We start from the raw sequence: 25,676 nt of genomic DNA, 5'->3' as shown, positions 1-25,676 counted from the left end.
GTGACGCTATCGCCCCGAGTCCGGCGCCCCCTCCTCGGGTTCTGCGGCTTGCGTACCGGGTTCGACCACGCGTTCCGCGGTGGGTTCCGAAGGTTCGGCCGGTTCATCGGCTTGCATCATGCGAACCGCATCGCGCAGGGAGTGGCGCTGTTCCGGCGACATCATGCCGAAGAAGGCCACGAGAGCGGCCGCGGGGTTGTCACTGGCGGACCACGCCTCGTTCATGAGTGCGGCCGAGTAGGCGGCACGAGTGGAGACCGCCTCATATCTATAGGCGCGGCCTTCGGCTTCACGGCGGACCCAGCCCTTCTGATGAAGGTTGTCCAATACGGTCATGACCGTCGTGTAGGCGATGGACCGTTCCTTCTGCAGATCTTCGAGCACTTCCCGAACGGTAACCGGGCGGTTCCACTCCCAGACCCGTGTCATGACCGCATCTTCCAGATCACCCAAGCGTCTCGGCACACGAGAACAATAGTGGGAGATGTCGCGAATGCCGGTTGATGACGGTTGATTTACCGAGGAAAAAGGATGTACGGCCCGGGACGATCAATCCCGGGCCGTACGTGGCGTACGCGAACTCGAATTGTGCTGCCGCGGCGGCGCGGCGGGCGGACCGAGGTCAGGCGCCGTGCGCCGTGGGCCCCTGGCGGGCGGCCTCGGCGCGGGAGAGGGCGGCGTCCACGGCCGCGTCCTCCTTGGCCTTCTTGTCGCCGCCCTGGCTCTTGACGATGGTCACGATCAGCGCGATGAAGGCCACGGCCATCACCACGGGCGGGAGCAGCGCTGCGATGTAATCCATGCCTTGTGGCCTCCTTCGCCGGTGAGGGTTCCAGAGTACGCAGCGCTCAGGCCGAGCGGGCCGCCGGGGGCTCGGTGGGCTTGCGGCGCGGCGGGAAGACCTCGCCCGGCGTGGGGACCGGGCGGTCCGGGCGCGGGGCCTGCGGGCGGGGGCGCGGCGCGGGCTGTTCGCGCTCGGTCCCCTCCTCGGGGGCACCGGACCTGCCGCCGGGCAGGGCGCGCAGCCGGGCCCGTACGGAGTGCTCGGCCAGCCGCTCGCAGCGGTGCAGCAGGGTGCTGCGGCGCTCGGACTCGGCCGCGCCCGCGGGGTGGGCGCGCAGCGAGCGCAGGGCGGCCAGGTCCTCGGGGCCGGGGACGTGGCCGGCGGCCAGGGCGTCCTGGAGCCGGTCGAGGTAGCCGGCGGCGGAGCCGGGCAGGGCGTCGCGGTAACGGGCGAGGTCGGCCAGGAGGAAGGAGCGCAGCCTGGCCCCCTCCTCGACCGCTTCGTCGACCGCCCCGGCCAGCGCGAGGAAGTCCTGGACCTGCTGCGACCGGCCGGGGTCGTGGGCGCCGAGGGGCGCGGGGACGGGCATCGGCTGGAGGGCGATGGCGAGGGCGCGGCGCAGCACACACAACTCATCGGCGCTGAACGCCATGCCGCCTCGGGAACCGTAGGGCGTGGGCATGGCCTGACTTTACGTCAGATACGGACAAAATCGGCTTAACGCCATTTCTGTGGCGCGGCCGGGTCAGCCGTTTCGCCCGTACGCCCCAGCGCGTCCGAAGCCGCGCCGTGGGCCGGCGCAGGGGACGGGAGCGGCCGCACTTGGGCGGTGCCGGCCTGGGCGCGCGCCGCCAGTGCGCTGAGCGCCAGCACGGCGACGGCCACCAGCCCGCAGGCGCGCAGCAGGCCGGGTGAATGTCTCATTCGCGCTCAACTCCTCGTGGGCACAGGGGACTTGCACACGGCAAGGAGACTGCGCGGGGCACCGGATGGTTGTACGGGAGGCGGCTCGTACGGGCCCGGGGCCGGGCCCGTACGGCGTTCTCAGGTGCGCGAGACGTTGCGCTCGTAGACCAGGCGCAGGCCGATCAGGGTGAGCCAGGGCTCGTGCTCGTCGATGACGGAGGACTCGCCCAGCACCATGGGGGCCAGGCCGCCGGTGGCGATGACGGTCACCTGGTCGGGGTCCTCGGCCAGTTCGCGGGCCATGCGGTGCACGACGCCGTCGACCTGGCCGGCGAAGCCGTACAGGATGCCGGACTGCATGGCCTCGACGGTGTTCTTGCCGATGACGCTGCGCGGGCGGGCCAGCTCGATCTTGCGCAGCTGGGCGCCCTTGACGCCGAGGGCGTCCACCGAGATCTCGATGCCCGGGGCGATCACGCCGCCGACGTACTCGCCGCGCGCGCTGACCGCGTCGAAGGTGGTGGCCGTGCCGAAGTCGACGACGATCGCCGGGCCGCCGTAGAGCTCGACGGCGGCCAGGGCGTTGATGATGCGGTCGGCGCCGACCTCCTTGGGGTTGTCCATGAGGATCGGGACGCCGGTCTTGACGCCGGGCTCGACCAGGACGGCGGGCACGTCGCCGTAATAGCGGCGGGTGACCTCGCGCAGCTCGTGCAGCACCGAGGGGACGGTGGAGCAGATGGCGATGCCCTCGATGCCGTCGCCCAGCTCCTCGCCGAGCAGGGGGTGCATGCCCATCAACCCGTGGAGCAGGACGGCCAGTTCGTCGGCGGTGCGGCGGGCGTCGGTGGAGATCCGCCAGTGCTCGACGATGTCCTCGCCGTCGAAGAGGCCGAGGACGGTGTGGGTGTTACCGACGTCGATGGTCAGCAGCATCAGGCCTGCTCCCCCGGGGCGTCCTCGCGCAGGTCCAGGCCGATGTCCAGGACCGGGGAGGAGTGGGTGAGCGCGCCCACGGCGAGGTAGTCCACGCCGGTCTCGGCGTAAGTGCGGGCGTTGTCCAGGGTGAGGCGGCCCGAGGACTCCAGGATCGCGCGGCCGGCGACCAGCGCGACGGCCTCCTCGGTCTCGCCCGGGGTGAAGTTGTCCAGGAGGATCAAGTCGGCGCCGGCGTCCAGGACTTCGCGGACCTGGTGGAGGGTGTCGACCTCGACCTCGATGGCCACGCCGGGGAACTGGGTGCGTACGGCCTTGAAGGCCTCGGCGACGCCGCCCGCCGCGACCACGTGGTTGTCCTTGACCAGCGCGGCGTCCGAGAGCGACATGCGGTGGTTGACGCCGCCGCCGCAGCGGACCGCGAACTTCTCCAGGGCGCGCAGGCCGGGGGTGGTCTTGCGGGTGTCGCGGACCTTGGTCTTGGTGCCCTCAAGGGCATCGGCCCAGGCGCGGGTGGCGGTGGCGATGCCCGAGAGGCGGCACAGCAGGTTCAGCGCGCTGCGCTCGGCGACGAGCAGGTCGCGGGTGCGGGTGGTGACCGACAGCAGCTTCTGGCCGGCGGCGACCTTCTCGCCGTCCTCGACGTGCCGCTCGACCTCGAACTCGTCGGTGCACACGATCGACAGGACCGCCTCGGCGACGCGCAGCCCGGCCACCGTGCCCGCCTCGCGGGCGGTGAAGTCACCGGTGGCGACGGCGTCCTCGGGGACGGTGGCCACGGTCGTGACGTCCACGCCCTGGTCCAGGTCCTCCTCGATGGCCATATGGGCGATGTCCTCGACCTGTACGGGGTCCAGGCCCGCCTCGACCAGCAGCGCGGCCAGCGCCGGGTCCAGCCCGCACTGGAGGGGGTCCAGGTCGTAGGCCTCGCCGGAGCCGCAGCCGCAGTTGTCGCCGCAGCCCGCCGCGCCGTCCGCGGACGGGCCGCCGATCTGGAGGAGGGGAAGGTCACCAGGGGTGCCGGGGGTGCTCACGGGTTCTGCTCCGTTTCGGGGGCTGCGGTCTCGGGCGGTGCGGTGGGGGACGTCGCGGGGAAGGCGGCGGTGTCCGTGCTGCGGACGGACAGGGAGCGGGGCGCGGCCAGGGCGATACGGAAGTGGCGCTGCCAGGCGGCGTCGTCGCGGTCGGGGTGGTCCTCGCGCCAGTGGCAGCCGCGGGTCTCCTCGCGGCGGGCGGCGGCCGCGGTCAGCACCCGGGCCACCAGCAGGAGGTTGGTCGCCTCCCACGCCTCGACGCCGGGCTCGGCGGCCTTGCCGTCCGCCGTCCCATCCGTATCGGCCGCCTCCTCCCAGAGCCGGGCCAGCGCGTCCGCGGCCTTGGTGAGGCTGGCGGCGGAGCGCAGCACACCGGCGCCCGCCGTCATGATCCGCTGGATCTCGGTACGGGCCTCGGGGGCCAGCAGCGGGACGCTCTCCCCGCCCGGGTCCACCGCCGCGCCCGGCCGCAGGTCGGGCCGCTCGGTGATGTCCCGGGCGATGCGCTCGGCGAAGACCAGGCCCTCCAGAAGGGAGTTGGACGCCAGGCGGTTGGCGCCGTGCACGCCGGTGCAGGCGACCTCGCCGCAGGCGTACAGGCCCGGGACGGTGGTGCGGCCCCGCAGGTCGGTACGGACGCCGCCGGAGGCGTGGTGGGCCGCGGGCGCGACGGGGATGGGCTCGGTCACCGGGTCGATGCCGTGGGCGCGGCAGGTGGCGAGGATGGTGGGGAAGCGCTGCTCCCACATCCGGGCGCCGAAGTGGCGGGCGTCCAAGTACATGTGCTCGGTGCCCTGTTCCTGGGCGTGGCGCAGGATGGCCTTGGCGACGATGTCGCGCGGCGCGAGCTCGGCGAGCTCGTGCTGTCCGAGCATGAAGCGGGTGCCGTCGGCGTCCACGAGATGGGCGCCCTCGCCCCGTACGGCCTCCGAGATCAGCGGCTGCTGGCCCTCGGCGTCCGGGCCCAGGTACAGCACGGTGGGGTGGAACTGGACGAACTCCAGGTCGGAGACCTCGGCGCCGGCCCGCAGCGCGAGGGCCACGCCGTCGCCGGTGGAGACGGCCGGGTTGGTGGTGGCGGAGAAGACCTGGCCCATGCCGCCGGTGGCCAGGACGACGGCGGGCGCGTGCACGGCGCCGACGCCGTCGTGCTGCCCCTCGCCCATGACGTGCAGGGTGACGCCTGCGGTGCGGCCTTCGGCGTCCGTGAGCAGGTCCAGCACCAGGGCGTTCTCGATCGTGCGCAGGCCCGCCCGTCGCCCGCCACCGCCCCCGGTCGAGAGCGCTTCGCGCTCGCCCCTTCCATGGGAACGGACCGCCTCGACCAGCGCGCGGGAGATCTCGGCGCCGGTGGCGTCCCCTCCGGCGTGCGCGATGCGGCGGCGGTGGTGGCCGCCCTCGCGGGTGAGGGCTATCTCGCCGGTGTCCGCGGCGGTGTCGAAGTGGGCTCCGGTGGCGATCAGGCGGCGTACCGCGTCCGGGCCTTCGGTGACCAGGGTGCGTACCGCCGTCTCGTCGCACAGTCCGGCGCCGGCGACGAGGGTGTCCTCAAGGTGCTGTTCGGGGGTGTCGCCCTCGCCGAGGGCCGCGGCGATGCCGCCCTGGGCCCAGCGCGTGGAGCCGTCGTCCAGGCGGGCCTTGGTGACGACGACGGTCCGGTGCCCTGCCGCGGCGCAGCGCAGCGCGGCGGTCAGCCCGGCGACGCCGGAGCCCACGACGACGACATCGGCGTCGATGGACCAGCCGGGGCGCGGGGCTGTGAGGCGTATGCCGGTCATCGCTGTGCTCCATGGGGGTCAAGGGCGGCGGGGGCCCGGCCGGGCGCCCCGAAGACGAGCCGCAGGTTGTCGATGAGGCGGGTGGTGCCGACCTTGGCGGCCACGGCGAGCACCGCCTCTCCTTCGTAGGAGTCGGGGATCTCGGTGAAGTCGGCGGGGTCGACCAGCGCCAAGTAGTCCAGGACCAGGGGCGGTTCGAGGCGGGCGGCGTCCTCAAGAACGGTGCGGGCGGCGGCGCGGGCCACCGAGGGGCCGTGCGGCGGGGTGGTGGCGGCGTGCGCGACGGCGTGCGCGTCGGCGGCCGCGCGGTCCTCGCCGAGGGCGGCCAGCGCCCGGGCGCGGGTCCGGTTGGGCGGCGTCGCGGTGGCGCAGGCTGCGCGGGCGCGCAGCGCCTCCTCTGCTGCCAGCCGGTCGCGCGCGGCGAACAGGGCGCCGGACAGGGCCAGGGCCGTGCCCCGCTCGGGGTCCGAGAGGTAGCGGTTGCGGCTGGAGAGGGCGAGCCCGTCGTCCTCGCGGACGGTGGGGACGCCGACGACCTCGACGGGGAAGTTCAGGTCGCGCACCATGCGGGTGATCACGGCGAGCTGCTGGGCGTCCTTCTGGCCGAACAGGGCCAGATCGGGCGCCGACAGGTGCAGCAGCTTGGCGACGACGGTGAGCACGCCGTCGAAGTGGCCAGGGCGCGAGGCGCCCTCCAGGAGGTCGCCCATGGGGCCCGCGCTGATACGGACCTGGGGCTCGCCGCCGGGGTAGACCTCCTCGGCCGAGGGGGCGAACACCGCGTCCGCGCCCGCCTTTTCGGCCAGTGCGAGGTCGGCGTCCAGGGTGCGGGGGTAGCGGTCCAGGTCCTCGCCCGCGCCGAACTGGAGGGGGTTGACGAAGACCGTGACCACGACCTGGCCGTGCGGGCCCACGCGGTCGCGGGCGGCCCTGATCAAGGTGGCGTGGCCCTCGTGCAGGGCGCCCATGGTCATGACGACGGCGCGCTGTCCGGCGCGGCGGGGCAGCGCGCGCAGGTCGGCGGCGGTGTGCACCAGGTGGGTGCGCAGGGCGTTCATCGGGAGCCTCCCTGGGGGCCCGAGTTACCGGAATTACCCGTTCCGCCATTGCCGTCGGAGCCCCCGGCCCGCTGGGAGACGTCGGCCAGTACGCCGAGCAGGTCCTCGGCCAGTTCGGGCTTGAGCAATCCGTGGGCCAGCGCGCGGTCCGCGGTCGTACGGGCCATGGCGAGGTAGCCGGCCACCGTCTGCGGCGCGTGCTTGCGCAGCTCGGCGACGTGGGCGGCGACCGTGCCCGCGTCGCCGCGCGCGACCGGGCCGGTCAGGGCGGCGTCGCCGGAGCGCAGCGCGTTGTCCAGGGCGGCGCCCAGCAGCGGGCCCAGCATCCGGTCGGGGGCCTCGACCCCGGCCTCGCGCAGCAGCTCCATGGACTGGGCGACGAGCGTGACCAGGTGGTTGGAGCCGATCGCCAGGGCCGCGTGGTAGAGCGGACGGGCGGCCTCCGCGATCCACTCGGGCTCCCCGCCCATCTCGATGACCAGCGCCTCGGCCGCCATCCGCAGCTCCTCGGGCGCGGTGACGCCGAAGGAACAGCCGGCCAGCCGCTGGACGTCCACCGGGGTGCCGGTGAAGGTCATCGCGGGGTGCAGGGCGAGCGGGAGCGCACCGGCCCGGGTCGCCGGGTCCAGCACGGCCGTACCGAAGCGTCCCGAGGTGTGCACCAGCAGCTGCCCGGGGCGCACCGCGCCGGTCTCGGCGAGGCCGGTCACCAGCCCCGGCAGGGCGTCGTCGGGCACGGTCAGCAGCACCAGGTCGGCGCGCTGGAGCACCTGCGCGGGCGGCAGCAGGGGCACGTCGGGCAGCAGGGCGGCGGCCCGGCGCACCGAGGCGTCGGAGACTCCGGACACGGCCACCGGACGGTGCCCGGCCAGCCGCAGCGACGCGGCGAGGGCGGGGCCCACACGGCCCGCGCCGACGACGCCGACACTGAGCCGGGCGGGGCGGTCCTGGGCCTCGATGGGTGGGTTCTGGTTCACGCGGCGATGGCCTTCCGTTCCAGTCCGCGGGGGGTACCGGACGATTCATCGCCATGCTACGCGAGTGGCTTCGGGGGGCCGCGGCCCGTGACTGGGCCGGTGATCGGGCCGGTGATCGGCGGCTGATCCACTGCCGGATGTCAGTGGCCGGGGCTAGCCTGAAAGTCCTCAGGCACTAGGAGGCATGCCGTGAGCGCACTGCACGACCGGCCGAGCGCCGGGCCCGCCCAGATGGACATCGAGCTGTTCGAAACCCTCGCGGCCATAGCCGATCGCGAGGGGGAGGGCGTGCGGATGGAGTTCATCAACGGCGATGTGGGGGGCAAGGACGTGCCGGACTCGGTGCACGAGGCGATCGTCATGTGGCTGGTGCGCCAGTGCATTCAGTACCGTCCCGAGCTGGACCTCCATACCAATCAGGGCCTGAAGATCGAGACCTACCGGCAGGGTCGCGCGCGCCCGGACGGCACCCTTGCCCCTGTGGGCCACTTCGTTGCCCGCAATGACGAGGGCGAATGGGTCAGCCCCGATGGGACGTTGATGACGGTCGAGGTCACTTCGCCCGATCGCGACACCAACCAACGTGATCGCATCGACAAGCCGCGCGCGTACGCGGAAACCGGCATCCCGGTCTTCCTGCTCATCGACCGGGGGACGGAGGAGGTCACCGTCTTCAGCGCCCCCCATGAAGGCTCGTATCAGCGGCGCCACACCGTCGCATTCGGCGAGACCGTCGCGCTGCCCGATCCGGTCGGATTCGAACTCGACACCGCACCAGTCAAGGCCCGGGTGGACCAAGCACGGGCCAGTAGGCCGCGCCAGTAGGCAGCCCCGAGGGCGGCGTCAGCAGCACCGGGCCGGACGGGCGCGCTCGGGCGTCGCCGCGGACCCGGCGCCGTGAGCGGCCCGGTGCTGGTGCCCCGATCCGGCCACGATGCGGCTCGGGGCCGAGGGGGCCGCGGGCTGTCCCGCCAGTACGCGGCGCAGGGCCCGGGCGTAGTGGCGTACGGCCTCACGGGCGCGGGCCGAGGGGCGGTGGGACGGGTCGGTGACCACGGCCTGGAAGCGGCGCCAGGTGCGGATCTCCCGGACGGCCCGCAGGTCGTCCGGCGCCGGGGGCGCCGCCTCTCCCCTGCGGGCGGCGAAGTAGGTGTCGAGCAGGTGCTGTTGCGATGCGTTCATGGGAATCAGACTGCGCCGGTCCCGCGGTCGGCCGCGCATCGTTTGACGAGAGCCGTCAAATGACGTCGCCGCAGGTCGCGGGGGCCCGCATGATGGGATCCAGGAGGGCGCGCCGCGCGCCGACAGGGGATCGGGGACAGGCATGAGTGTGTGGATCGACATCGCGGGGCTGCCGCAGGAGCGCATCGTCTTCAGCCCCTCTCCGCTGTCCGAACTGGGCATGGCCCTGCACGCGCTGGCCGAACCCGCCCACCACCCCGGACTGCACGGCTGGACCACCGCGACCGCCGCGGCCCTCAAGCCGTGCCTGGCCGACCGGCTGCACGAGGCCTCCTTCCTGTGGAGTTCGGCGATCTCCGACATCACGCTGGCCTTCGCCGCGCTCCCCCTCACCCAGGGCCAGCCGGGCGCCACCCTCGCCGAGGACCTGGACCTGCTGGACAAGCTGGAGGACGAGCTCTACGTCGCCGCCGCGCTGGAGATCTCCTGCGCCAGCTCCTACTGCGAGGGCGGGCCCTCGCCGCTGGTGGACGCCACCGCGCGCGAGCAGGCCCTGGAGCGGGCGACGGCACGCGGCCCGCGCCAGGCGGAGTTCGCCCGGCGGCTGCTGGCGGACCCGCCCGGCGTACGCGCCTGGATACGCCGCCTCCTGGAGGACTGCCAGGAGGCGTTCTTCGCCGATGTGTGGAAGCGGGTGGGGGTCCAACTGGCCGCGGACGCCCGGCACAAGACGGAGGTGCTGCGCCGCAAGGGCCTGGCCGAGGCGCTGGCGGAGGTCTCCTCGGCGATCGCGCTGGACGAGGAGCGCGAGCGCATCGTCGCGGACAAGCTGACCCACGGGCACACCACGGCCATGGACCCGGCCGTCGGCGCGGGCGTGACCCTGGTCCCGTCCTCCTTCGGCTGGCCGCATCTGATGGTGCTGCACGCGCCGGGCTGGCGGCCGGTGATCCACTACCCGGTGGCCGCGCCCGAACTGTCCAAGCCGTTCACGCTGGAGATGCTGCAGAGCCGGCTGGAGGCGGTGGCCCACCCGATGCGCATCCGCATCTGCCGCAACCTGGCGCGTACCGCGCACACCACCGGCGAACTGGCCAACGCGCACGGCATCAGCTCGCCCGAGGTCTCCCGCCACCTGGCGATCCTGAAGAAGGCGGGCCTGATCCAGACGCGGCGCCGCGGGCGCTATGTCCTGCACCAGCTGGATCTTCAGGTGGTGGCGCGGCTGGGGAGCGACTTCATCGAGGGGGTGCTGCGCTGAAGCGGGGGCGTCAGCCCCCGGCGCGTACCAGCCCGGTCTCGTACGCCAGGACCACCGCCTGGACGCGGTCGCGCAGGCCCAGCTTGGTGAGGATGCGGCCCACGTGGGTCTTGACGGTGGCCTCCGAGAGGACCAGCCGCGCCGCGATCTCGCCGTTGGACAGGCCCTGGGCGACCAGCAGCAGCACCTCGCGCTCGCGGTCGGTGAGCCGCTCCAGCTCCGGGCGGCCGGACTGGGCGCCGGAGCTGGGCAGCATGGGGGTGAAGCGGTCCAGCAGGCGGCGGGTGGTGGAGGGCGCCACGACCGCGTCGCCGCTGTGGACGGCGCGGATGGCGGCCAGCAGTTCGCTGGGCGGCACGTCTTTCAGCATGAAGCCGCTGGCCCCGGCCTTCAGGGCGGAGAAGGCGTACTCGTCCAGGTCGAAGGTGGTCAGGATGAGGACCTTGGGCGCGCCCTCCTTCTGGCCGCCCTCGCAGATACGGCGGGTGGTCTCCACGCCGTCCAGGTGGGGCATCCGCACGTCCATGAGGATCACATCGACCCGGGTGGACCGCAGCGCCTCCAGGGCCTGTACGCCGTCGCCCGCCTCGGCCACCACCTCCATGTCGGGCTGTGCGGCCAGCACCATCCGGAAGCCGGTGCGCAGCAGCACCTGGTCGTCGACGAGCATCACGCGGATGGTCATGGCAGGAGGTTCCCTTCAGCGGTGGGAGTACAGGGTAGGGCCGGGCGGGTCCGGCCTCACCGGGCCAATTTGAGCGGGAGCGAGGCGCTGATACGGAAGCCTCCGCCGGGCCGCGGCCCCGCCGCCAGGCTGCCGCCGACCATCCCCACCCGCTCGCGCATGCCGATCAGGCCGTGCCCCAGGCCGTCGGCGCCGCCCTCCTCGTACAGCTCGTGCTGCGCGCCGCGGCCGTCGTCCTCGGCGAGGAGGTCGAGGCTGTCGTCGCGGTAGGAGAGCCGGACGGTGGCGCCCACGTCGGGGCCGCCGTGCTTGCGGGTGTTGGTCAGCGCTTCCTGCACGATGCGGTACGCGGTCAGCTCGACGCTGCTGGGCAGCGGGCGCGGCTCGCCCTCCACCCGGAAGTCCACCGGCAGCCCGGCCCCGCGCACCTGGTCGATGAGGTCGCTGAGCTGCTCGACGCCGGGCTGGGGGACGTACTCCCCGCCCTCGGGCTGGTCTCCGGAGCGCAGCACGCCAAGGAGTCTGCGCATCTCGGCGAGCGCCTGGCGGCCCGTCCCGGAGATCGCCTCCAGTGCCTGCTTGGCCTGGTCGGGCGCGGCGTCCATGACGTACGCGGCGCCGTCGGCCTGCACGACCATCACGGACACGTTGTGCGCGACCACGTCGTGCAGTTCGCGGGCGATACGGGCCCGCTCGGCCGCCACCGCGATCCTCGACTGGGCCTCGCGCTCCTTCTCCAGCCGCGCGGCCTTCTCCTCCAGCTGCGCCCAGTAGGCCCGGCGGGTACGGACGGAGTCGCCGAGCACCCAGGCCAGGACGAAGGGCACGACGAACAGGGACGCGAGGAAGAGGCGCTGCCACAGGGGTATGCCCGAGTTGCCGCCGAGCCCCCCGCGCGCGAAGGAGAGCGTGGGTGCGGCGAAGGCGAGCAGCAGCGCGACGCGGGAGGCCCAGCGGGTGGTGCCGGAGGCGGCGGTGTAGATGATGACGAGGACGGTGAAGTCCGCCGGGGTGGTCGGGACGTGGAGAGCGAGCTTCGCGAGGCCGATCGCGATCGTCAGCAGCAGCATCTGCTGGGGCCACTTGCGGCGCAGGGCAAAGACGGTGCACATGCCGACGACGCTGAGCGCGGTCAGCGCCACTTGACGGGCGGTGCCAGGCGCGGGCGAGACGAACATCAGGCAGCTGAAACCCAGCAGGAGGACGGCCCAGAAGGTGTCCACTCCTGTCGGGTGTCTGCGGAAGAAGTCGTAGAGGCGCTGCACGTAACCCAGCGTAGGCAGGGCGTATAGGTGTACGGGTCAACCGGACGGGCGATCCTGTGCGCCGGGCGTACTCCCCAAGGTGGAGAACCGGTTCCTCCGCCATGCGCCGTACCGTGTGGCGGTGACGAACGAGGTGAGCGACGAGACGGTGGGCCGAGTGGGCCGGACGGGCGAGAAGAACGAGAAGCAAGCGAAGCACGAGCAGGACGCGAAGGACGAGCAGGACGAGCAGGACGCGAAGGGCAGCGCGCAGGAGGCGGGCGCGGCGAACGGCGTGCGGCAGGCGGGCACAGGGGTGGGCGCGCGCCGGGAGGCGGGGCCGTGGCGCGGCTGGCGGGAGGCGACCGAGCAGGCCCTGTACGGCCCCGGCGGCTTCTACTCCCGCGCCCAGGGCCCGGGCCCCGCGGGCCACTTCCGCACCTCCGTGCACGCCTCCCCCCTGTTCGCGCGCGCCGTCGCCACCCTCCTGCTGCGGGTCGACGAGGCGCTGGGGCACCCCGCCGAACTCGCTCTGGTGGACGTGGGCGCGGGCCGCGCCGAACTGCTGACAGCCGTACTGGACGCGCTGGCCGACGCGCGCCACCGGGCGCTGCCGGACTCGCTGCCCGAGCCGCTCCCGGACCCGCTCACGGACGTGCCCGCTGCGCCCGGCGCACAAGGGAGCGCACACCCCGATTCCGTACGCGCCCGCCTGCGCCCGTACGCCATCGAACGCGCCCCCCGGCCCGAGGGCCTGGACCCCCGCGTGGCCTGGCTCTCCGAGCTCCCCGAGCCCGGCTCCCTCACCGGCCTGCTCTTCGCCAACGAGTGGCTGGACAACGTCCCCGTGGAGATCGCCGAGTGCGGCCCGGGCGGCGGGCCGCACTACGTCCTGGTCGCCCCCGACGGCAGCGAGCGGCTGGGCACCCCGGTCCGCGGCGAGGACGCGGCCTGGCTGGCGCGCTGGTGGCCGCTGCCCGCCGAGCCGGGCCGCCGCGCCGAGATCGGCCGGCCGCGCGACGCCGCCTGGTCCCGGGCGGTGCGAACGCTGCGCGCCGGTCTGGCCGTCACCGCCGACTACGCGCACCACCGCGGCAACCGTCCGCCCTACGGCACCCTCACCGGCTTCCGCGACGGCCGCGAGGTGCGGCCCGTACCGGACGGCTCCTGCGACATCACCGCCCATGTCGCGCTGGACGCCTGCGCGGGCCCCCGCTCGGCCCTGCTCACCCAGCGCGCCGCGCTGCACGAGCTGGGCGTGGACGGCCGCCGCCCGCCGCTCGCCCTGGCCTCCAGCGACCCGGCCGGATACGTACGCGCCCTGAGCCGGGCGGGCCAGGCCGCCGAGCTGACCGATCCGGCGGGGCTGGGGGGCTTCACGTGGCTTGTGCAGCCGGTGGGGGTGGGGTGCGAGGGGTTGCTGGAGGCGTAGCGCTCCGCGGGGGAGCGCGGTGAGGCGAGGGTTCCTGACAGCCGAGGCGACCGTCAGCGTCAGCTGAGAAGTCCGGGCCACCACCGCCGCAGCACGGTACGGTGCGCTCCACAAGAGCCGCTCCCCGCCCGGTGTCCTGGCGCAGTGCGGCACGCCATAATCGAGGCATGGCTCTGACGTCCTCGCGGTTCCCGGTGGCGAACGCGTTCGAGCTGCTGTGCGCGCAGTACGCCCAGCGGCTGCCCAGGCGCCTGGAGGACCTGGCCGGCCCTACCCACGGCACGGTCGACCTGCCACTGCACGTGGTCTGGTCGGGACGCCGGTCCTATGACGTGGAGCAGCCGCGCTCCCGGATGGGCCTGTACCGCACGGTCCTCGCCGAGGGGCAACGCCAGGACCTGGAGACCTTCCTGAACCGGGAACTGCTGATCGGGCAGTGGCCGGTGCTGCGGAGACTGATCAGCCGACCGATCCGGGACGTGTGGGAAGACGCCTTCCCCGAACTCGCCGCCGCTGCCGGGACCGCGACGGCCGCGTGAACCTCACCGACCTGCACCGCCGGCTGCTGGCCGACGTGCTCGCCATCGGCACGCCCTACCCTCTGGTGATCACCGGCGGCTACGCCGTGCAGGCCCCCGGGGCTGGTCAACCGCCTGAGCCAGGACCTCGACGTGGCCACCGAGAATCCCGCCCCCATGGACGAGATCGTCCGCACGGTCAGCAACGGCCTCGCGCAGCGCGGCTGGGGCATCCGCCACGTCGAGACCAGCCCCCTGTCCGGTCGGCTCATCGCCACCGACTCGAACACCGGCGACGAGTGCGAAGTCGACATCCTCAAAGAAGCGTTCTGGGCCCCGCCCGCCACCACCGAGCACGGCCCGGTCCTCGCCCTCGACGACGTGATCGGCACCGAGGTCCGGGCCCTGGCCGACCGCGGCGCGGTCCGTGACCTCATCGACGTCCACGCCGCCTCCCGCCGCCGCACCACCGCCGACCTCGAAACCCTCGGCCGCCGCCACGCCCGCTTCGAGTTCAGCCTCCACGACCTGCGCGACCGCCTCGCCGGCGCCGAATGGTGGGACGACCAGGACTTCACCGACTACGGCCTCACCGACGACCAGATCGCCGAACTGCGCACGTGGGCACTGGCCTGGGCCACCGACTTGGACACCCGGCTGTACCCCGGCGGGGACGTCCCCGACGGAGACGTCCCCGACGCGTAGGCCCGTCTCCGCGGACACGCCTGCTCGTGCCTTCGGCCTGACTGCTGGAACGCGTCGACTTCCGCCGCGAAGACCGACGCCCCGAGTTCACCTTGAACATCAGCACCGGCGAATGGGCTGACACCCTCCTGTACGGCATGCTCGCCAACCGGTTCGAGCGGTCTTGTCAGCCGCATCTCAGCGCCCCGTCACCGCCTTCTTCCGTCTGTCGTCTGCTCCAACCGGCTTCGTCCGGCCACGCAGAGGGGTTCCGAGTTCACGGCGATCCGCCACACGACGGGCCCCGTCTCAGTGCCCCGCTCCACTCATCCACCGGTCCGGAAGCGCCCCCCCGGCGGCCCGTCCGCGAGCGTTCTGCCTGGTCGGTGACGATCTGGTGGGCCTCGTCGGCCGGCCGCAGCCGGGCGCGGACCGTGGTGTTCGCCCCCGTATCGACCGATACGTCGGCCAGGTTCAACAGGCGCTGCCACGGCCCCTGTTCGCAGCGCACGCTCTGCACCTTGGCGTGCGGTACCAGCGACAGGATCCGGGTGAAGCGGCCCCGCGTCGCCGCGAAGACCTCCTCCTGGGCCGCCCAGGCGTAGCCGCGCCAGCGCACCGGGGTCCGCCACCGCGCCCGCCGCGGGGCCGTGCTCAGCTGTGCCCACACCCGCGCCAGGTCCGTGCCCGGCAGGATGCAGGAGACCACCCGCTGCGCCACCTCAGGGCCTGCCACCGGGATCAGCAGATGGTTGTCCGCGCCCGCGACGTCGATCTCGACGCGCACCCAGTCCTTGCGCGCCAGCCGCCACAGCAGCGGGCGCACGATCCGTACGCACTGCACCCGCCCCGGCGGCACCGTCTCGTGCTTGCGGTCCAGCAGCCCGTGGTCCAGCCGCAGCCCGTCAGGGGACTCGCCGACCGTCCAGTCGTACTCGCCCATGTACCGGCCGCCGGTCGTCGCCCAGACCATGCCGAGCCCGCCGACCACCGCGGCGAGCACCGCCCAGAGGCTGTCCAGCGCCCACACCATGGCCGCACTGGCCATCGTGGCGCCGATCAGCGTCCACGCCACCGAGCCGTCCAGCAGCACCGCGGCCGCCAGCCGCTTGGGGTCCACGCCCGCCAGTTCGCGCACCGGCGCCTCGTCGGCCTCCTGCGCGGCCTCGGGGGTGAACCCGGCGGCCAGCGCGAGCAGTTCGGCGCGCAGCGCCCGCGCCTTCGGCTTGCTCAGATAGGCCAGCTCGTCCTTGTCCTCCGTGCCGATCACGTCCAGCTTGAGCTTGGCGACGCCCACCAGCCGGGCCAGCAGCGGCTCGGCGATCTCCACGGCCTGCAGGCGCGCGAGCCGGATGTGCGCGGTGCGGCGGAAGAACAGGCCGCTGCGGATGCGCAGTTCGGTGTCGGTGAGCTCGTAGTACGTACAGCGCCAGGACTGGATGCCGTACGCGGCCGAGGCCAGCAGGATCAGCACACCCCCCGCCACCAGCCACTGCAGATCCAGCTCGGACAGCCACTCCCAGGCCCAGTCCTGCTTGAGCAGGAAGACGACGCCCGCCAGCGGCGCCCAGGCCCTGCGCAGCGGGGTGACGGGGTGCAGCCGCCGCTCGCCCCCGCGCAGCGCGCCCGCGGCAGAGGGCTCGGCCACGCTCGCTGTCTGCGTCTCCTTCTCCCTCGCGTTCTCCATCGCGCTCACAGCCCCGCCGACCGGGCCTCGCCCAGCTCGGTCAGCCGGTCCCGCAGCCGGGCCGCCTCCGCCGGCTCCAGCCCCGGGATACGGGCGTCGCTGGCCGCCGCCGCGGTGCGCAGCTGCACCGTCGCCAGCCCGAAGTGCCGCTCCAGCGGCCCGGAGGTGACCTCCACCAGCTGCATCCGCCCGTAGGGCACCACGGTCAGCTCGCGCCACAGCACACCCCGGCTGATCAGCAGGTCGTCCGCGCGCTCCGCGTACCGCCAGGACCGCCAGTTGCGCTCCAGAACCCGCCAGCACCAGGCCGCCAGCAGCAGCGGGAGCACCCCCAGAGCCGCCAGGGCCGGGCTCACCAGCCACCCCAGCAGCCCCGCCACCACCACGGCGAGCGGCACCAGGCCCACCACGAGCAGCAGCCGCCGCATCCGCAGCAGCGCCCTCGGCACCCCTCGCCACTCGGCCGATATGCCCACGTCCGTGTTTCCTTCGCGCATTCCTCCACCCTAGGCAGGCGCCGGGCGGGCACCCGTGCTGCGAGACTGTCTCCCATGACGGACACGACCCAGACGGTGCGGGAGACGACGGTCGGCGTCGGCGGGGCGGCCGAGAGCACCGACATGGTGCTCAACATCGGACCGCAGCACCCCTCCACGCACGGCGTGCTGCGGCTGCGCCTGGTCCTGGACGGCGAGCGCGTCCAGCACGCCGAGCCCGTGATCGGCTATATGCACCGCGGCGCCGAGAAGCTCTTCGAAGCGCGCGACTACCGCCAGATCATCATGCTCGCCAACCGCCACGACTGGCTGTCGGCCTTCTCCAACGAGCTGGGCGTGGTGATGGGCGTCGAGCGGATGCTGGGGATGGAGGTCCCCGAGCGCGCGGTGTGGACCCGTACGCTCCTGGCCGAGCTGAACCGCGTCCTGAACCATCTGATGTTCCTTGGCTCGTATCCGCTCGAACTCGGCGGAATCACTCCGGTCTTCCACGCCTTCCGCGAGCGCGAAGAGCTGCAGAACGTCATGGAGGAGGTCTCCGGCGGCCGGATGCACTACATGTTCAACCGCGTCGGCGGCCTCAAAGAGGACCTCCCGGCCGGCTGGCTCGGCCGCGCCCGGCACGCCGTCGCCGAGGTCCGCTCCCGGATGGACGTCTACGACCGCCTGGTCCTGGGCAACGAGATCTTCCGCGGCCGTACGCGCGGGGTCGGCGTGCTCTCCCCCGAGGCCGTGCACGCCTACGGCGTCTCCGGTCCCATCGCCCGCGCCTCCGGCGTCGACTTCGACCTGCGCCGCGACGAGCCGTATCTGGCGTACGGCGACCTCCAGGACGTCCTGAAGGTCGTGACCCGCACCGACGGCGACTGCCTGGCCCGCTTCGAGTGCCTGCTGGAGCAGACCCACAACTCCCTGGAGCTGGCCGACGCCTGCCTGGACCGGATGGCCGAGCTGGCCCCGGGTCCGATCAACCAGCGGCTGCCGAAGGTGTTGAAGGCCCCGGAGGGCGCGACGTACGCCTGGACCGAGAACCCCCTCGGCATCAACGGCTACTACCTGGTCTCCAAGGGCGAGAAGACCCCGTACCGCCTCAAGCTCCGCTCGGCGTCGTACAACAACATCCAGGCACTGACCGAGCTGCTGCCCGGGACGCTGGTCGCGGACATGGTGGCGATCCTGGGGTCGCTGTTCTTCGTGGTGGGGGACATCGACAAATAGGGGTGGCCAGCAGGGCCCTTAGGGGCGACCAGTAGGGCACGCGTGCAGCGGTCGGAATTTCGCTGGCCGATCGCCGGGGCGGCTGGCACGCTCGCGGGATGCCGCACCCCCTCCCCACCGCCGATCTCGTCGAACGCCTGGTCCGCGCCGCGCTCCCCGGCTCCCCCGTCCCCGGCGTCCGCCCCGCCGACGAGGGCGGCGAGCACTCCACCTGGTGGATCGGCATCCGCTACGTCATGCGCCTCGCCCTCGACCGCGACGCCTCCGTACGGCAGGGCCGCGAGATCGCCCTGCGCGAGATGCTGCGCGAGCGCCTCGCCGTGGCTGTACCGGTGAGCGTCGCGCGGGGCGAGTGGGGCGGCGGGGGCGCCTGCGAGGACAGCGGGTGCACCTTCACCCTGGACACCCGCCTCGCCGGTATCTCCGCCGAACGGCGCCCGGTCACCACGCCCGGCGAACGCGACCTGACAGCGCTCCTGACCGGCCTGCGCTCCGTCCCCACGGCCGAGGCCACCGCGCTCGGCCTGCCCGCGCAGCCGCCGCGCGACCTGGCCGTCCTGCACCGCGCGGCCGCCGGCGCCGCCCAACTCCTGGGTACGGCCCCGGTGATGAGCCCGCCGGACCACCTCCTCAGGCTCCCCACCACCCCCGTCCTCCTCCACAACGACCTCAAGGGCGAGCACCTGATGGTGACCGGCGAGGGGCGCGTCGGCGGCGTACTGGACTGGGCCGACGCGGCGCTCGGCGACCCCGCCGAGGACATCGCGGGCCTGGTCATCTCGGTGGGCGCGGCGGCGGCCCAGCGCGTGACGCTGGCGGCCGGATACCCGCCGTCCGCCTTCCTCCGCGCCCTCCACCTGGCCCGCTACGACACCCTCGTCCGCCTCGCCGACCGGCTGCACGGAACGGACGACAGCCCGCTGCCCCTGCTGCGCGCCCAGCACGCCCGCGCCTGGGAGGGCGTCGGCTATCCGCTGTGACCGTCCATGGCCCGCACCCGCTCCATCACCGGCGCGAAGGCGTCCATGTACGGCGCGTGGACGGTGTAGTACGTGAAGCCGTACCGCTCCCGGTTGCGCAGCAGCTGCTCGGCCATTTCCTCCACCGTGCCGATCAACGCGAAGGGGGAGCCCAGGAGTTCGTCGACGGTGGCCAGCGGTCCGTACTTCTCCAGGAGCTGCCGCGCGGTGGCCCGGCGGTCGTCGGTGACCAGCACCATCTGAGTCAGGGCGTGCCACTCGATGCGCCCGGCCCGCTCCCCCGCGCACTCGCACGCGTACCGCACCCGCTCGTCCGCCTCGGCCGCCGTACCGAACCGCATGGTGCCCGGCGGCTGTCCCTTGATCTGGTAGGCGCCGGCGATGCTGACGATGTCGGCGTGCTCGGCGGCGATCTTCAGCACGCGGTCGCCGGTGCCGCCGACGATCAGCGGCGGCCCGTACCCTCCGAAGCCGGTGCGCTGTACGGGCCCGAGCGCCGACACGCCCAACTCCCGCAGTGCGGCTTGCTGTTCGTATCCGACCGTCCCCTCCTCGGCGAACTGCCGCCGCAGCTCGCCGATCGTCGCGCTCAGCCGGTCCGCCCGCGCGCCGAACGGCTCCCAGCCGATGCCCGCCGCGTCGAACTCCCACTTCATGTGCCCGGAGCCGAGGCCTATTTCGAGGCGGCCGTCGGTGAGGACGTCGGCGGTGGCGATCTCGCGGGCGAGCAGGGACGGGTTCCAGAACGGCGCGTTGATCACGAGCGTGCCGACCTTGATGCGCTCGGTCGCGTACGCCGCCGCGACCAGCGTGCTGAACGGGGCGGGCATTCCCAGGTGGTCGGCGCTGAACACCGTGTCGTAGCCAAGCCGTTCGGCACGGCGCACCTGCTCGGTGAAGGCACCGCGCGAGGCGATCCCGAAGATGTTGGTGGAGAACCGGAAAGTGCTGCCGAAGGTGGTGGCCATGCCGCCGATGCTGCCACCGGCCCATCCGCCCTCGCGCGGCTTCGGCGTTTCTTTCAGATCATCCGATCGTTGATCCCCTGCCCGCCCCCTTTGCGGTCCCCGTCCCCAGGGCATGCGAACGGAGAGCCCCGTGCGAATGACCGATATCCAGCGCTGCGAGATCCGGCCCGGACGCCTCGTGGAATGGACGCTGCATCCGACGACCGTTAAGGCCGCAGCCGGCTTGCCGGAGGATTCCCGCCCGCCCGCGTACGTACAGGAGGCCCATATCCGCACGGCGCGATCGGTGCGCCAGGCGGGCCTGTTCGTACCGACTTGGCTCGGCACGGCTTTCGATCTTCCCGGCGAGGTCGAACTCGACGTCCTCCAGGACGCGTTGCGCGCCTGGACACTTCGGCACGAGACGCTGCGCAGTGGTTTCAGCTGGTCCGGCGACACAATGCGGCGCTTCACGCTGGACGCCGACGCCGTCGTACTGCACCGCGAGGACTCCGGCGACTTCGCCGACGCGACGACGCTGACCCGGTATCTGCAGGACCGCTTCGACACCGCGGCGGACGCGCTCACCTGGCCGAACTTCCTCTACACCGCGGTCGTCAGGGACGACGGCACCAGCGTCTACATGGCCTTCGACCACAGCAACGTCGATTCGACCTCGATCCAGCGCATCCCCGCCGAAATCCATGAACTCTACGCCGCGGGCCGCGAAGGCAGAGCGGCGGACATGGCACCGGCCGCCAGCTACGTCGATTTCTGCGCGAGCGAGCGCACGCACGCCGACGGGATCGACGACACGCACACGATCGTCGCGCGCTGGCGGGAATTCATCGGCCGGTGCGACGGGAAACTGCCGAACTTCCCCGTCGATCTCGGCCTCGATCCCGAAGGCCCGCTGCCCACCCAGAAGTTGATGCACGAGATGCTCGTGGACGACGCGGACGCGGCGGCCTTCGAGGCGTACTGCCGCCCGCACGGCGGAAGCCTGATCGGCATTCTCGCGGCCACCGCGCTCATCGTCCATGAGATCAGCGGGCAGCAGGTGTACCGCACCGTCGTACCGTTCCACACGAGGACGAAATCCCAGTGGTCGGAATCGGTGGGCTGGTACGTGGGCGGCGCGCCGATCGAGATTCCGGTGGGCCAGGCAAGGGACTTCGACCACGCATTGAAGCTGGTTCGGTCCGCACTGCGCGAGAACCGGCCGCTCTCCCGCATGCCCCTCGCCCGCGTACTCCGCCTCCTCGGCGCCGACTTCCGCCCCACATCCCCGGACCTGTACTCGATCGTCTCCTTCGTCGACGCGCGCGGCATTCCGGGCTCGGAACGATGGCAGGACCTGAAGGCATACGGCCTGATCCGGGTCTCGTACGGCGACCAAGTATGCGTATGGATCAACCGGCTCCACGAAGGCCTGCAATTCGCCTGCCGCTATCCGGACACCGACATCGCGTACAAGAACATGCGGCAGTACGTCGAACAACTGCGGGAACTCATCACCTCGGTGGCCCGCAAGAACTCCCCTACTGCTGCCCCTTCTCGCCCTTCGGCGGTGGCGCTGCCTTCTCCCAGGCAGTCACCTCCAGCTTCCCGGTCGTACCAATATCGATGAGTTCCTTGACGGCCTGCGGCTCCTGCCCCGGCGCCGGAATGACCTCCAGATACGCGCCGTTGGTGGCCGCGACATCGACCCGGTCCACGGTGTTGCGCCAGAACACCCCGGCCTTGGCCTCCTCCCCCGGCTGCAGCGTGATCGCCCGAGGCCCCGCGTCCTTGATCGACGTCGTCCCCTTCTGGACCTTGACCTTGGCCTTGGCCTGAACCGCCTTCTTGCTCTCGTCGAGCACCCGCAGCCCGGGGTATCCGTTCACCTGGTACGGCCGCGAGCCGCAGTTGACGAGCGCGATCCCCATCCCCCGCGCCCCCGTGGCGGCACTGACCCCCAGTCCCTTCACCTTTACCCCGGAGGCGGGGCAGGCCGGCGCCGTACGGGACGGCGAGGCACTGGGCGTCCCCTTCGCCTCGGGCGCGGCGCTCTCCCCACTGCACGCGGCAGCCCCCATCAGCCCCGCCAGCGCCAGCGCGCAACCCAGCAGCCGTACGGACCGCCGAGCACCGCCCCGCGAGGCCCGCTTCACATCTCCGGCACCCCCGGCATACGTCATGTCCACCGAAAGATCATGTCACCCGGCCTTACACACCGTACGACCACCAACCCCCATCTCCCTCCCCCTCAACAACACCACCGACGCACACACCACAAACACCCCGAACAACGTGATCGGCAACAGCCCCACCGGCCGCAACAGCCACGCCGGGTCCTCCCTCAACCACCCCCAGTTGGCATACCAATTCCCCACCACATCCAGCACCATCACCCCACCCGCCAACCACACCCCAATCCGCCGCACAAGCACCACCAACACCACAACCAACGGATCGAGCACGACCAACGCGACGAAGAACGCCTGCAACGGCCACGGCCCGAAGTCCGCATAAACATGAACCCCGCCCCGCACCAGATCAATCACATGCGCGCAGGCCCCCTGCGCAAACCCGACCACGAACACCGCCAGCACCCACCGCACGCCGACCGACAACCCACCCCAACGCGCTCTCACACCATTCCCCGCCATCGGCCCAGCCTAGATCGCCGGCCTACCGCCCCATTCACGACGGTGAAACGCCACCGGAACGCACTGCCGCTCTCAATCCACTTCATAACGGAGCTCGTAGAGATAGGAGCGATCCGCCTTGAAACTGCGCCAGGTAGTAGCGGGCGGGGCGAGGTCGTCACCATCGCCGCCGTGCAGCGGACGGCTGTTGGCGACACCATCGCTCCCCTCACATCGCCAGCCATCCCCCGGATCCCAGACGCACCACACCTGCCCGTCGACACGACGGTATGCGGGTCGCCCGTGCCGCTCTCCGTCGCGCACGAAGTGGTAGACGAGCCCATCGAGATGGCGGACGAAGGTAAACGAGGACGGTATCGGCGTCATGACCTGGGGACGCTACCGGAAGGCACGGCCCCACATTCTCACCACACCCTCCCGCCACCCCTTGACCTCCACCCCACTTGAAGTATCAAGATCTCTGCATGGACATCGACGCGCTGCACACCGAGATCCAGGCCCTCACCGACCGCACCGAGATCACCGACCTCTTCGACCGCTACCTGCGCTCCCTGGATGACCGGAACTTCGACGAGGCCTGGGCCGCGTCCTTCTTCACGGAGGACGCGAGCACGGCAACCCCCGCCGGGCTGGTACGGGGTCGCAACGCCGTCCTGCACACCATCCGCACGGCCATGCAGCTCTTCGACCGCACCGTCCACTTCGGCTCGAACTACATCATCGAGATCGACGGCGACCACGCCACCCTCCGCGGCAACCAGCTCAGCACCCACGTCCTCGCCACTGAAGGCGAACTCTTCCTCTCCGCCGGCCACACCGACAACGAACTCATCCGCACCCCCAACGGCTGGCGCCTCCTCCGCGCCGACCTCCACATCACCTGGACTCAGGGCAAGCCCCCGGTCCTCCCGCCGGAACTCTCCTCCCCCTGAGGCGACATAGGCGGTAAACGCCGCCCACCGCTCAGGCGCCACGACCAGCCCCGGCCGCGCACGGTCCTTGGAGTCACGTATGTGTATGACGTCGGGGCAGACGGCGACCTCGACGCAGTCGGTTCCCCCGCTTCCGCTGTGGCTCGACGTGAACCACTGAAGCTCGGCGGGTTGTGTCGAAGGTGACGGCTGAGGGGTCATAGCTTTTTCTCCAACTGCTCGATGAAGAAGGCAGATTCAGTGCACGAGAGCGCTTGGCTGCGCAGTGTGCCATAGCGCTGAACCAGCACACTGACCTCGTCCGCCTTCGTGATCAGCCGCCCCTTCTCCTGCGCCTCGATGTATCCCGCGATGCGGTGATCCGGGGTCTCCAACAGCGTCATCGGCCCGTCGAATCCCGCATGGGCCTCGCGCTCGATCGGCATGACCTGAACGGAGACGTTCGGAAGCCTGCAGAGCTCCAGCAGGTACCTCAGCTGCTCCTTCATCACAGCTCGCCCGCCAACGGAACGCATGAGCACCCACGCCTCGATGATGAACGCCAGAGTGGGCAGCGGCGTGCGAGTGAAGATTGCCTTGCGCGTCATCCGCGCCTGGATCCACACCTCGATCTCCTCCTGACTCGCGGCCGGGACCCGGGCGTCGGACACGGCCCGCGCATACGCCTCCGTCTGCAACAGCCCCTTCAGTACGTACGCGTCGTAGCACTGGAGCACCACCGCCTCGGACTCCAAGTTCAGATACTCCGCGAACCACTCCGGGAAGCCGGACCGGGCCAAGAACTTCGCCAGGGCCCGCAGCGCCCCGCCGGCCTCCAGCGCCCCCTCCAAGGATTCCACCTGCTTGGGATCGGGCTTATGGCCGCCGCTCTCCAACTTCCTTACCCAGGCCTCGGAATAGCCGAGCGCCTTTCCCAGCCGTACCTGCGTCCATCCCTTGCCGTCCCGCAGACACTTCACCAAAGCACCGAACATCTGCAGACTTACGGGCGGTTCCGTCTCACGCGCCATGCCGCACCCTCTCTTGCCGCACGCGAACCGCACCCGCCGGGCAGTACGTTCACGTAGCGCTGTTACTTCTCCACAAAGTAGCTACCTGCTGTCACCGTGGATGCCATGACAGTGAACTCCCCACCCGAAACAGCGACTTCAGCGGCTTCGAAGATCTCCGCCGCCCGCCTGCTGCCCTGGGCCCGGCCCGACGGTGCGCCCTGTTACCTGAGTACGGACGGGGTCGGGCCGGTGTCCGAGCTCGCGGACCGGGTGGAGGAGATGCAGCTCACGGTCGCCGAGGAGCTGCTGATGCGGGCCCGGCACATGCTCCACGGCTCCCGCACGCCCGACATCCAGTTCCGCTTCCTGGCGGCCCGCCTCGCCGAGTCCCTGCACGACGCCCTCCGCGTCGCGGCCTCCCGCGGCGAGCGGCTGCCGGATCACGAATACCGCGACCCGGTGGCCCGCGTCGCGGCCGCCCGCGACACCCCATAAGTACGCAGGGAAAGAACTTCCCAACCCTTCCCCCCCGCCCCCTACGTACGCGCGTGCCCGCGCCCGCTAGATTTGCCGCGTACGGCACGAGCAAACACAGCGAGCGGGAGGGTGAGGGGCGGATGTCCGATCTGGACTTCTACGCGCACGTCGCCACCCGCTGCGATGTGCTCGGAGCAGGCATCGACTCCAGTCCCGAAAGCTGGCGCGACGCGCTGGGGCCGGACGGCCTGGACGTCCCGTCCCGCGGCCTCCTGCGTCGGGACCACGGACTCGTAGAAATCAACTTTGCCCAGAAGTCCGAGGGCCAGCGGGCAATGTCCTGCTTCGGCTACGGAGTGAAGATCCACCGGCTGTTCCACGGCGACCTTCCGGCAATGGTGCCGCCGCCCCTCGCGGAGGCGTACGGATCCTTCGCGCAGCGCGTGCGCTTCACCGAACTTCGGGCAGCCATCGAGGCGTTGTGCCACACGGTCGAGATCGATGAGCAGGCCGATGACATGCACCGTTACCGCGTACCGGAGTCGGGCGCGCGCATCCACGTCATCGAGGATCCCGACCCGTGCGGGAACTGCAGTCACGACCCGGACGACCCCGACGACAGGCAGGCGGGCGACGTCTGGTCCATCGACGTTTCGCCGATGTGGTCGGGCCGTCCGTAGCAGCGCGCTTCGCGCCTGGGAATCCTCCAACTCCCTTTGTCAGCACATCGGGTGACGGGGTCGCATATGCGCCATAGGACGCGGTACGTTCACGCCACGTCACCCGCACATACGACGGCCCTCGGTGGGACTG

The 25,676-nt window shown here is 71.8% G+C and carries 29 protein-coding genes and 2 pseudogenes; 11 read left to right on the top strand and 20 right to left on the bottom strand.

The features are described 5' to 3' along the window. Positions 1-6: 6 nt before the first annotated feature. The 9 genes from AC4IJH_RS28080 to AC4IJH_RS28040 all read right to left on the bottom strand — a co-directional run bounded on the left by AC4IJH_RS28080 (position 7) and on the right by AC4IJH_RS28040 (position 7,473). A complete protein-coding gene (locus tag AC4IJH_RS28080; RefSeq protein ID WP_490854670.1) occupies positions 7-429 on the bottom strand; it encodes a BlaI/MecI/CopY family transcriptional regulator in 423 nt (140 codons plus the stop codon). Between the two features lie 193 nt (positions 430-622). Further along, on the bottom strand, positions 623-802 hold the full coding sequence (locus AC4IJH_RS28075; RefSeq protein WP_490854669.1) for a hypothetical protein: 180 nt from the start codon (positions 800-802) through the stop codon (positions 623-625). A 46-nt stretch (positions 803-848) separates the two neighbouring features. After that, positions 849-1,466 (bottom strand): hypothetical protein, encoded by a 618-nt coding sequence (locus tag AC4IJH_RS28070; protein ID WP_490854668.1) that lies wholly within the window; start codon positions 1,464-1,466, stop codon positions 849-851. Between the two features lie 35 nt (positions 1,467-1,501). Next, positions 1,502-1,708: a hypothetical protein gene (locus AC4IJH_RS28065; RefSeq protein WP_490854667.1), complete on the bottom strand. Its 207-nt coding sequence runs from the start codon at positions 1,706-1,708 to the stop codon at positions 1,502-1,504. A 120-nt stretch (positions 1,709-1,828) separates the two neighbouring features. Beyond that, a complete protein-coding gene (locus AC4IJH_RS28060) occupies positions 1,829-2,626 on the bottom strand; it encodes a type III pantothenate kinase (protein WP_490854666.1) in 798 nt (265 codons plus the stop codon). Continuing rightward, positions 2,626-3,660: a carboxylating nicotinate-nucleotide diphosphorylase gene (nadC, locus tag AC4IJH_RS28055; protein WP_490854665.1), complete on the bottom strand. Its 1,035-nt coding sequence runs from the start codon at positions 3,658-3,660 to the stop codon at positions 2,626-2,628. The genes AC4IJH_RS28060 and nadC overlap by 1 nt, the downstream gene beginning before the upstream one ends. Beyond that, complete coding sequence (locus tag AC4IJH_RS28050; protein ID WP_490854664.1) at positions 3,657-5,438, bottom strand: L-aspartate oxidase; 1,782 nt, start codon at positions 5,436-5,438, stop codon at positions 3,657-3,659. The genes nadC and AC4IJH_RS28050 overlap by 4 nt, the downstream gene beginning before the upstream one ends. Beyond that, entirely contained in the window at positions 5,435-6,487 is a 1,053-nt protein-coding gene (gene panC / locus AC4IJH_RS28045) for a pantoate--beta-alanine ligase (protein WP_490854686.1), read from the bottom strand. The genes AC4IJH_RS28050 and panC overlap by 4 nt, the downstream gene beginning before the upstream one ends. 5 nt (positions 6,488-6,492) lie before the next feature. Next, a complete protein-coding gene (locus AC4IJH_RS28040; RefSeq protein WP_490854663.1) occupies positions 6,493-7,473 on the bottom strand; it encodes a Rossmann-like and DUF2520 domain-containing protein in 981 nt (326 codons plus the stop codon). Between the two features lie 189 nt (positions 7,474-7,662). Here AC4IJH_RS28040 and AC4IJH_RS28035 point away from each other — a divergent pair, with 189 nt between their 5' ends. Then, positions 7,663-8,298, top strand: a complete 636-nt coding sequence (locus AC4IJH_RS28035) for a Uma2 family endonuclease (RefSeq protein WP_490854662.1) — start codon at positions 7,663-7,665, stop codon at positions 8,296-8,298. Positions 8,299-8,316: 18 nt separating this feature from the next. Here the strand turns inward: AC4IJH_RS28035 and AC4IJH_RS28030 are convergent, their stop codons facing one another. Then, positions 8,317-8,655 carry a hypothetical protein gene (locus AC4IJH_RS28030; RefSeq protein ID WP_490854661.1) on the bottom strand — a complete coding sequence of 113 codons (339 nt, stop codon included), beginning with the start codon at positions 8,653-8,655 and terminating at the stop codon, positions 8,317-8,319. Between the two features lie 142 nt (positions 8,656-8,797). Between AC4IJH_RS28030 and AC4IJH_RS28025 the strand changes: the two genes are divergently transcribed. Continuing rightward, positions 8,798-9,916: a DUF5937 family protein gene (locus AC4IJH_RS28025; protein ID WP_490854660.1), complete on the top strand. Its 1,119-nt coding sequence runs from the start codon at positions 8,798-8,800 to the stop codon at positions 9,914-9,916. 10 nt (positions 9,917-9,926) lie between these two features. Here AC4IJH_RS28025 and AC4IJH_RS28020 read toward each other — a convergent pair whose 3' ends face one another. Both AC4IJH_RS28020 and AC4IJH_RS28015 read right to left on the bottom strand, forming a co-directional pair. Next, positions 9,927-10,601, bottom strand: coding sequence for a response regulator (locus tag AC4IJH_RS28020; protein ID WP_490854659.1), 675 nt, complete (start codon positions 10,599-10,601; stop codon positions 9,927-9,929). A 56-nt stretch (positions 10,602-10,657) separates the two neighbouring features. Continuing rightward, complete coding sequence (locus tag AC4IJH_RS28015; protein ID WP_490854658.1) at positions 10,658-11,866, bottom strand: sensor histidine kinase; 1,209 nt, start codon at positions 11,864-11,866, stop codon at positions 10,658-10,660. Between the two features lie 295 nt (positions 11,867-12,161). On the opposite strand from AC4IJH_RS28015, the gene AC4IJH_RS28010 reads away from it, so the two are divergent. The 3 genes and pseudogenes from AC4IJH_RS28010 (at position 12,162) to AC4IJH_RS28000 (ending at position 14,500) form a co-directional block, all read left to right on the top strand. Beyond that, positions 12,162-13,277 (top strand): SAM-dependent methyltransferase, encoded by a 1,116-nt coding sequence (locus AC4IJH_RS28010; RefSeq protein WP_490854685.1) that lies wholly within the window; start codon positions 12,162-12,164, stop codon positions 13,275-13,277. A 167-nt stretch (positions 13,278-13,444) separates the two neighbouring features. Further along, the gene (locus AC4IJH_RS28005; protein WP_490854657.1) at positions 13,445-13,816 is read left to right on the top strand and encodes a hypothetical protein; all 372 of its coding nucleotides are present in this window, start codon (positions 13,445-13,447) and stop codon (positions 13,814-13,816) included. After that, positions 13,813-14,500 (top strand): annotated as a pseudogene (locus tag AC4IJH_RS28000) (nucleotidyl transferase AbiEii/AbiGii toxin family protein). Before AC4IJH_RS28005 ends, AC4IJH_RS28000 begins: the two are co-directional and overlap by 4 nt. Before the next feature lie 256 nt (positions 14,501-14,756). Here the strand turns inward: AC4IJH_RS28000 and AC4IJH_RS27995 are convergent. Beyond that, on the bottom strand, positions 14,757-16,127 hold the full coding sequence (locus AC4IJH_RS27995) for a PH domain-containing protein (RefSeq protein ID WP_490854656.1): 1,371 nt from the start codon (positions 16,125-16,127) through the stop codon (positions 14,757-14,759). A 44-nt stretch (positions 16,128-16,171) separates the two neighbouring features. Continuing rightward, complete coding sequence (locus tag AC4IJH_RS27990) at positions 16,172-16,663, bottom strand: PH domain-containing protein (protein WP_490854655.1); 492 nt, start codon at positions 16,661-16,663, stop codon at positions 16,172-16,174. Positions 16,664-16,738: 75 nt separating this feature from the next. Between AC4IJH_RS27990 and AC4IJH_RS27985 the strand changes: the two genes are divergently transcribed. Next, positions 16,739-17,881: an NADH-quinone oxidoreductase subunit D gene (locus AC4IJH_RS27985; protein WP_490854684.1), complete on the top strand. Its 1,143-nt coding sequence runs from the start codon at positions 16,739-16,741 to the stop codon at positions 17,879-17,881. A gap of 98 nt (positions 17,882-17,979) precedes the next feature. After that, positions 17,980-18,861, top strand: coding sequence for a phosphotransferase family protein (locus tag AC4IJH_RS27980; protein ID WP_490854654.1), 882 nt, complete (start codon positions 17,980-17,982; stop codon positions 18,859-18,861). On the opposite strand, the gene AC4IJH_RS27975 is transcribed toward AC4IJH_RS27980, so the two are convergent. Next, on the bottom strand, positions 18,849-19,829 hold the full coding sequence (locus tag AC4IJH_RS27975) for a TIGR03621 family F420-dependent LLM class oxidoreductase (protein WP_490854653.1): 981 nt from the start codon (positions 19,827-19,829) through the stop codon (positions 18,849-18,851). The genes AC4IJH_RS27980 and AC4IJH_RS27975 overlap by 13 nt on opposite strands. A 136-nt stretch (positions 19,830-19,965) precedes the next feature. Here AC4IJH_RS27975 and AC4IJH_RS27970 point away from each other — a divergent pair, with 136 nt between their 5' ends. Beyond that, entirely contained in the window at positions 19,966-21,438 is a 1,473-nt protein-coding gene (locus AC4IJH_RS27970) for a condensation domain-containing protein (RefSeq protein ID WP_490854683.1), read from the top strand. Here AC4IJH_RS27970 and AC4IJH_RS27965 read toward each other — a convergent pair. The 3 genes from AC4IJH_RS27965 to AC4IJH_RS27955 all read right to left on the bottom strand — a co-directional run bounded on the left by AC4IJH_RS27965 (position 21,350) and on the right by AC4IJH_RS27955 (position 22,828). Further along, positions 21,350-21,991 (bottom strand): DUF4232 domain-containing protein, encoded by a 642-nt coding sequence (locus tag AC4IJH_RS27965; protein WP_490854682.1) that lies wholly within the window; start codon positions 21,989-21,991, stop codon positions 21,350-21,352. The two genes, AC4IJH_RS27970 and AC4IJH_RS27965, sit on opposite strands and share 89 nt — an antisense overlap. A gap of 18 nt (positions 21,992-22,009) precedes the next feature. After that, the gene (locus AC4IJH_RS27960; RefSeq protein ID WP_490854652.1) at positions 22,010-22,462 is read right to left on the bottom strand and encodes a hypothetical protein; all 453 of its coding nucleotides are present in this window, start codon (positions 22,460-22,462) and stop codon (positions 22,010-22,012) included. Between the two features lie 72 nt (positions 22,463-22,534). Next, entirely contained in the window at positions 22,535-22,828 is a 294-nt protein-coding gene (locus tag AC4IJH_RS27955; RefSeq protein WP_490854651.1) for a hypothetical protein, read from the bottom strand. 98 nt (positions 22,829-22,926) lie between these two features. Between AC4IJH_RS27955 and AC4IJH_RS27950 the strand changes: the two genes are divergently transcribed. Then, positions 22,927-23,394 carry a nuclear transport factor 2 family protein gene (locus AC4IJH_RS27950; protein ID WP_490854650.1) on the top strand — a complete coding sequence of 156 codons (468 nt, stop codon included), beginning with the start codon at positions 22,927-22,929 and terminating at the stop codon, positions 23,392-23,394. 15 nt (positions 23,395-23,409) lie between these two features. Here the strand turns inward: AC4IJH_RS27950 and AC4IJH_RS27945 are convergent. Beyond that, positions 23,410-23,595: pseudogene (locus tag AC4IJH_RS27945) on the bottom strand (DUF397 domain-containing protein); the annotation flags it as partial. Further along, entirely contained in the window at positions 23,592-24,404 is an 813-nt protein-coding gene (locus tag AC4IJH_RS27940) for a helix-turn-helix domain-containing protein (RefSeq protein WP_490854649.1), read from the bottom strand. The gene AC4IJH_RS27940 and the pseudogene AC4IJH_RS27945, both read right to left, overlap by 4 nt. A 105-nt stretch (positions 24,405-24,509) precedes the next feature. On the opposite strand from AC4IJH_RS27940, the gene AC4IJH_RS27935 reads away from it, so the two are divergent. Both AC4IJH_RS27935 and AC4IJH_RS27930 read left to right on the top strand, forming a co-directional pair. Further along, positions 24,510-24,881, top strand: coding sequence for a hypothetical protein (locus AC4IJH_RS27935; RefSeq protein ID WP_490854648.1), 372 nt, complete (start codon positions 24,510-24,512; stop codon positions 24,879-24,881). Positions 24,882-25,003: 122 nt separating this feature from the next. Beyond that, the gene (locus AC4IJH_RS27930) at positions 25,004-25,543 is read left to right on the top strand and encodes a hypothetical protein (RefSeq protein WP_490854647.1); all 540 of its coding nucleotides are present in this window, start codon (positions 25,004-25,006) and stop codon (positions 25,541-25,543) included. The last annotated feature ends 133 nt before the right edge of the window (positions 25,544-25,676 follow it).

The organism is Streptomyces sp. UF-297, from assembly GCF_058245575.1.
This window is presented reverse-complemented; position numbering and strand designations above follow the sequence as displayed.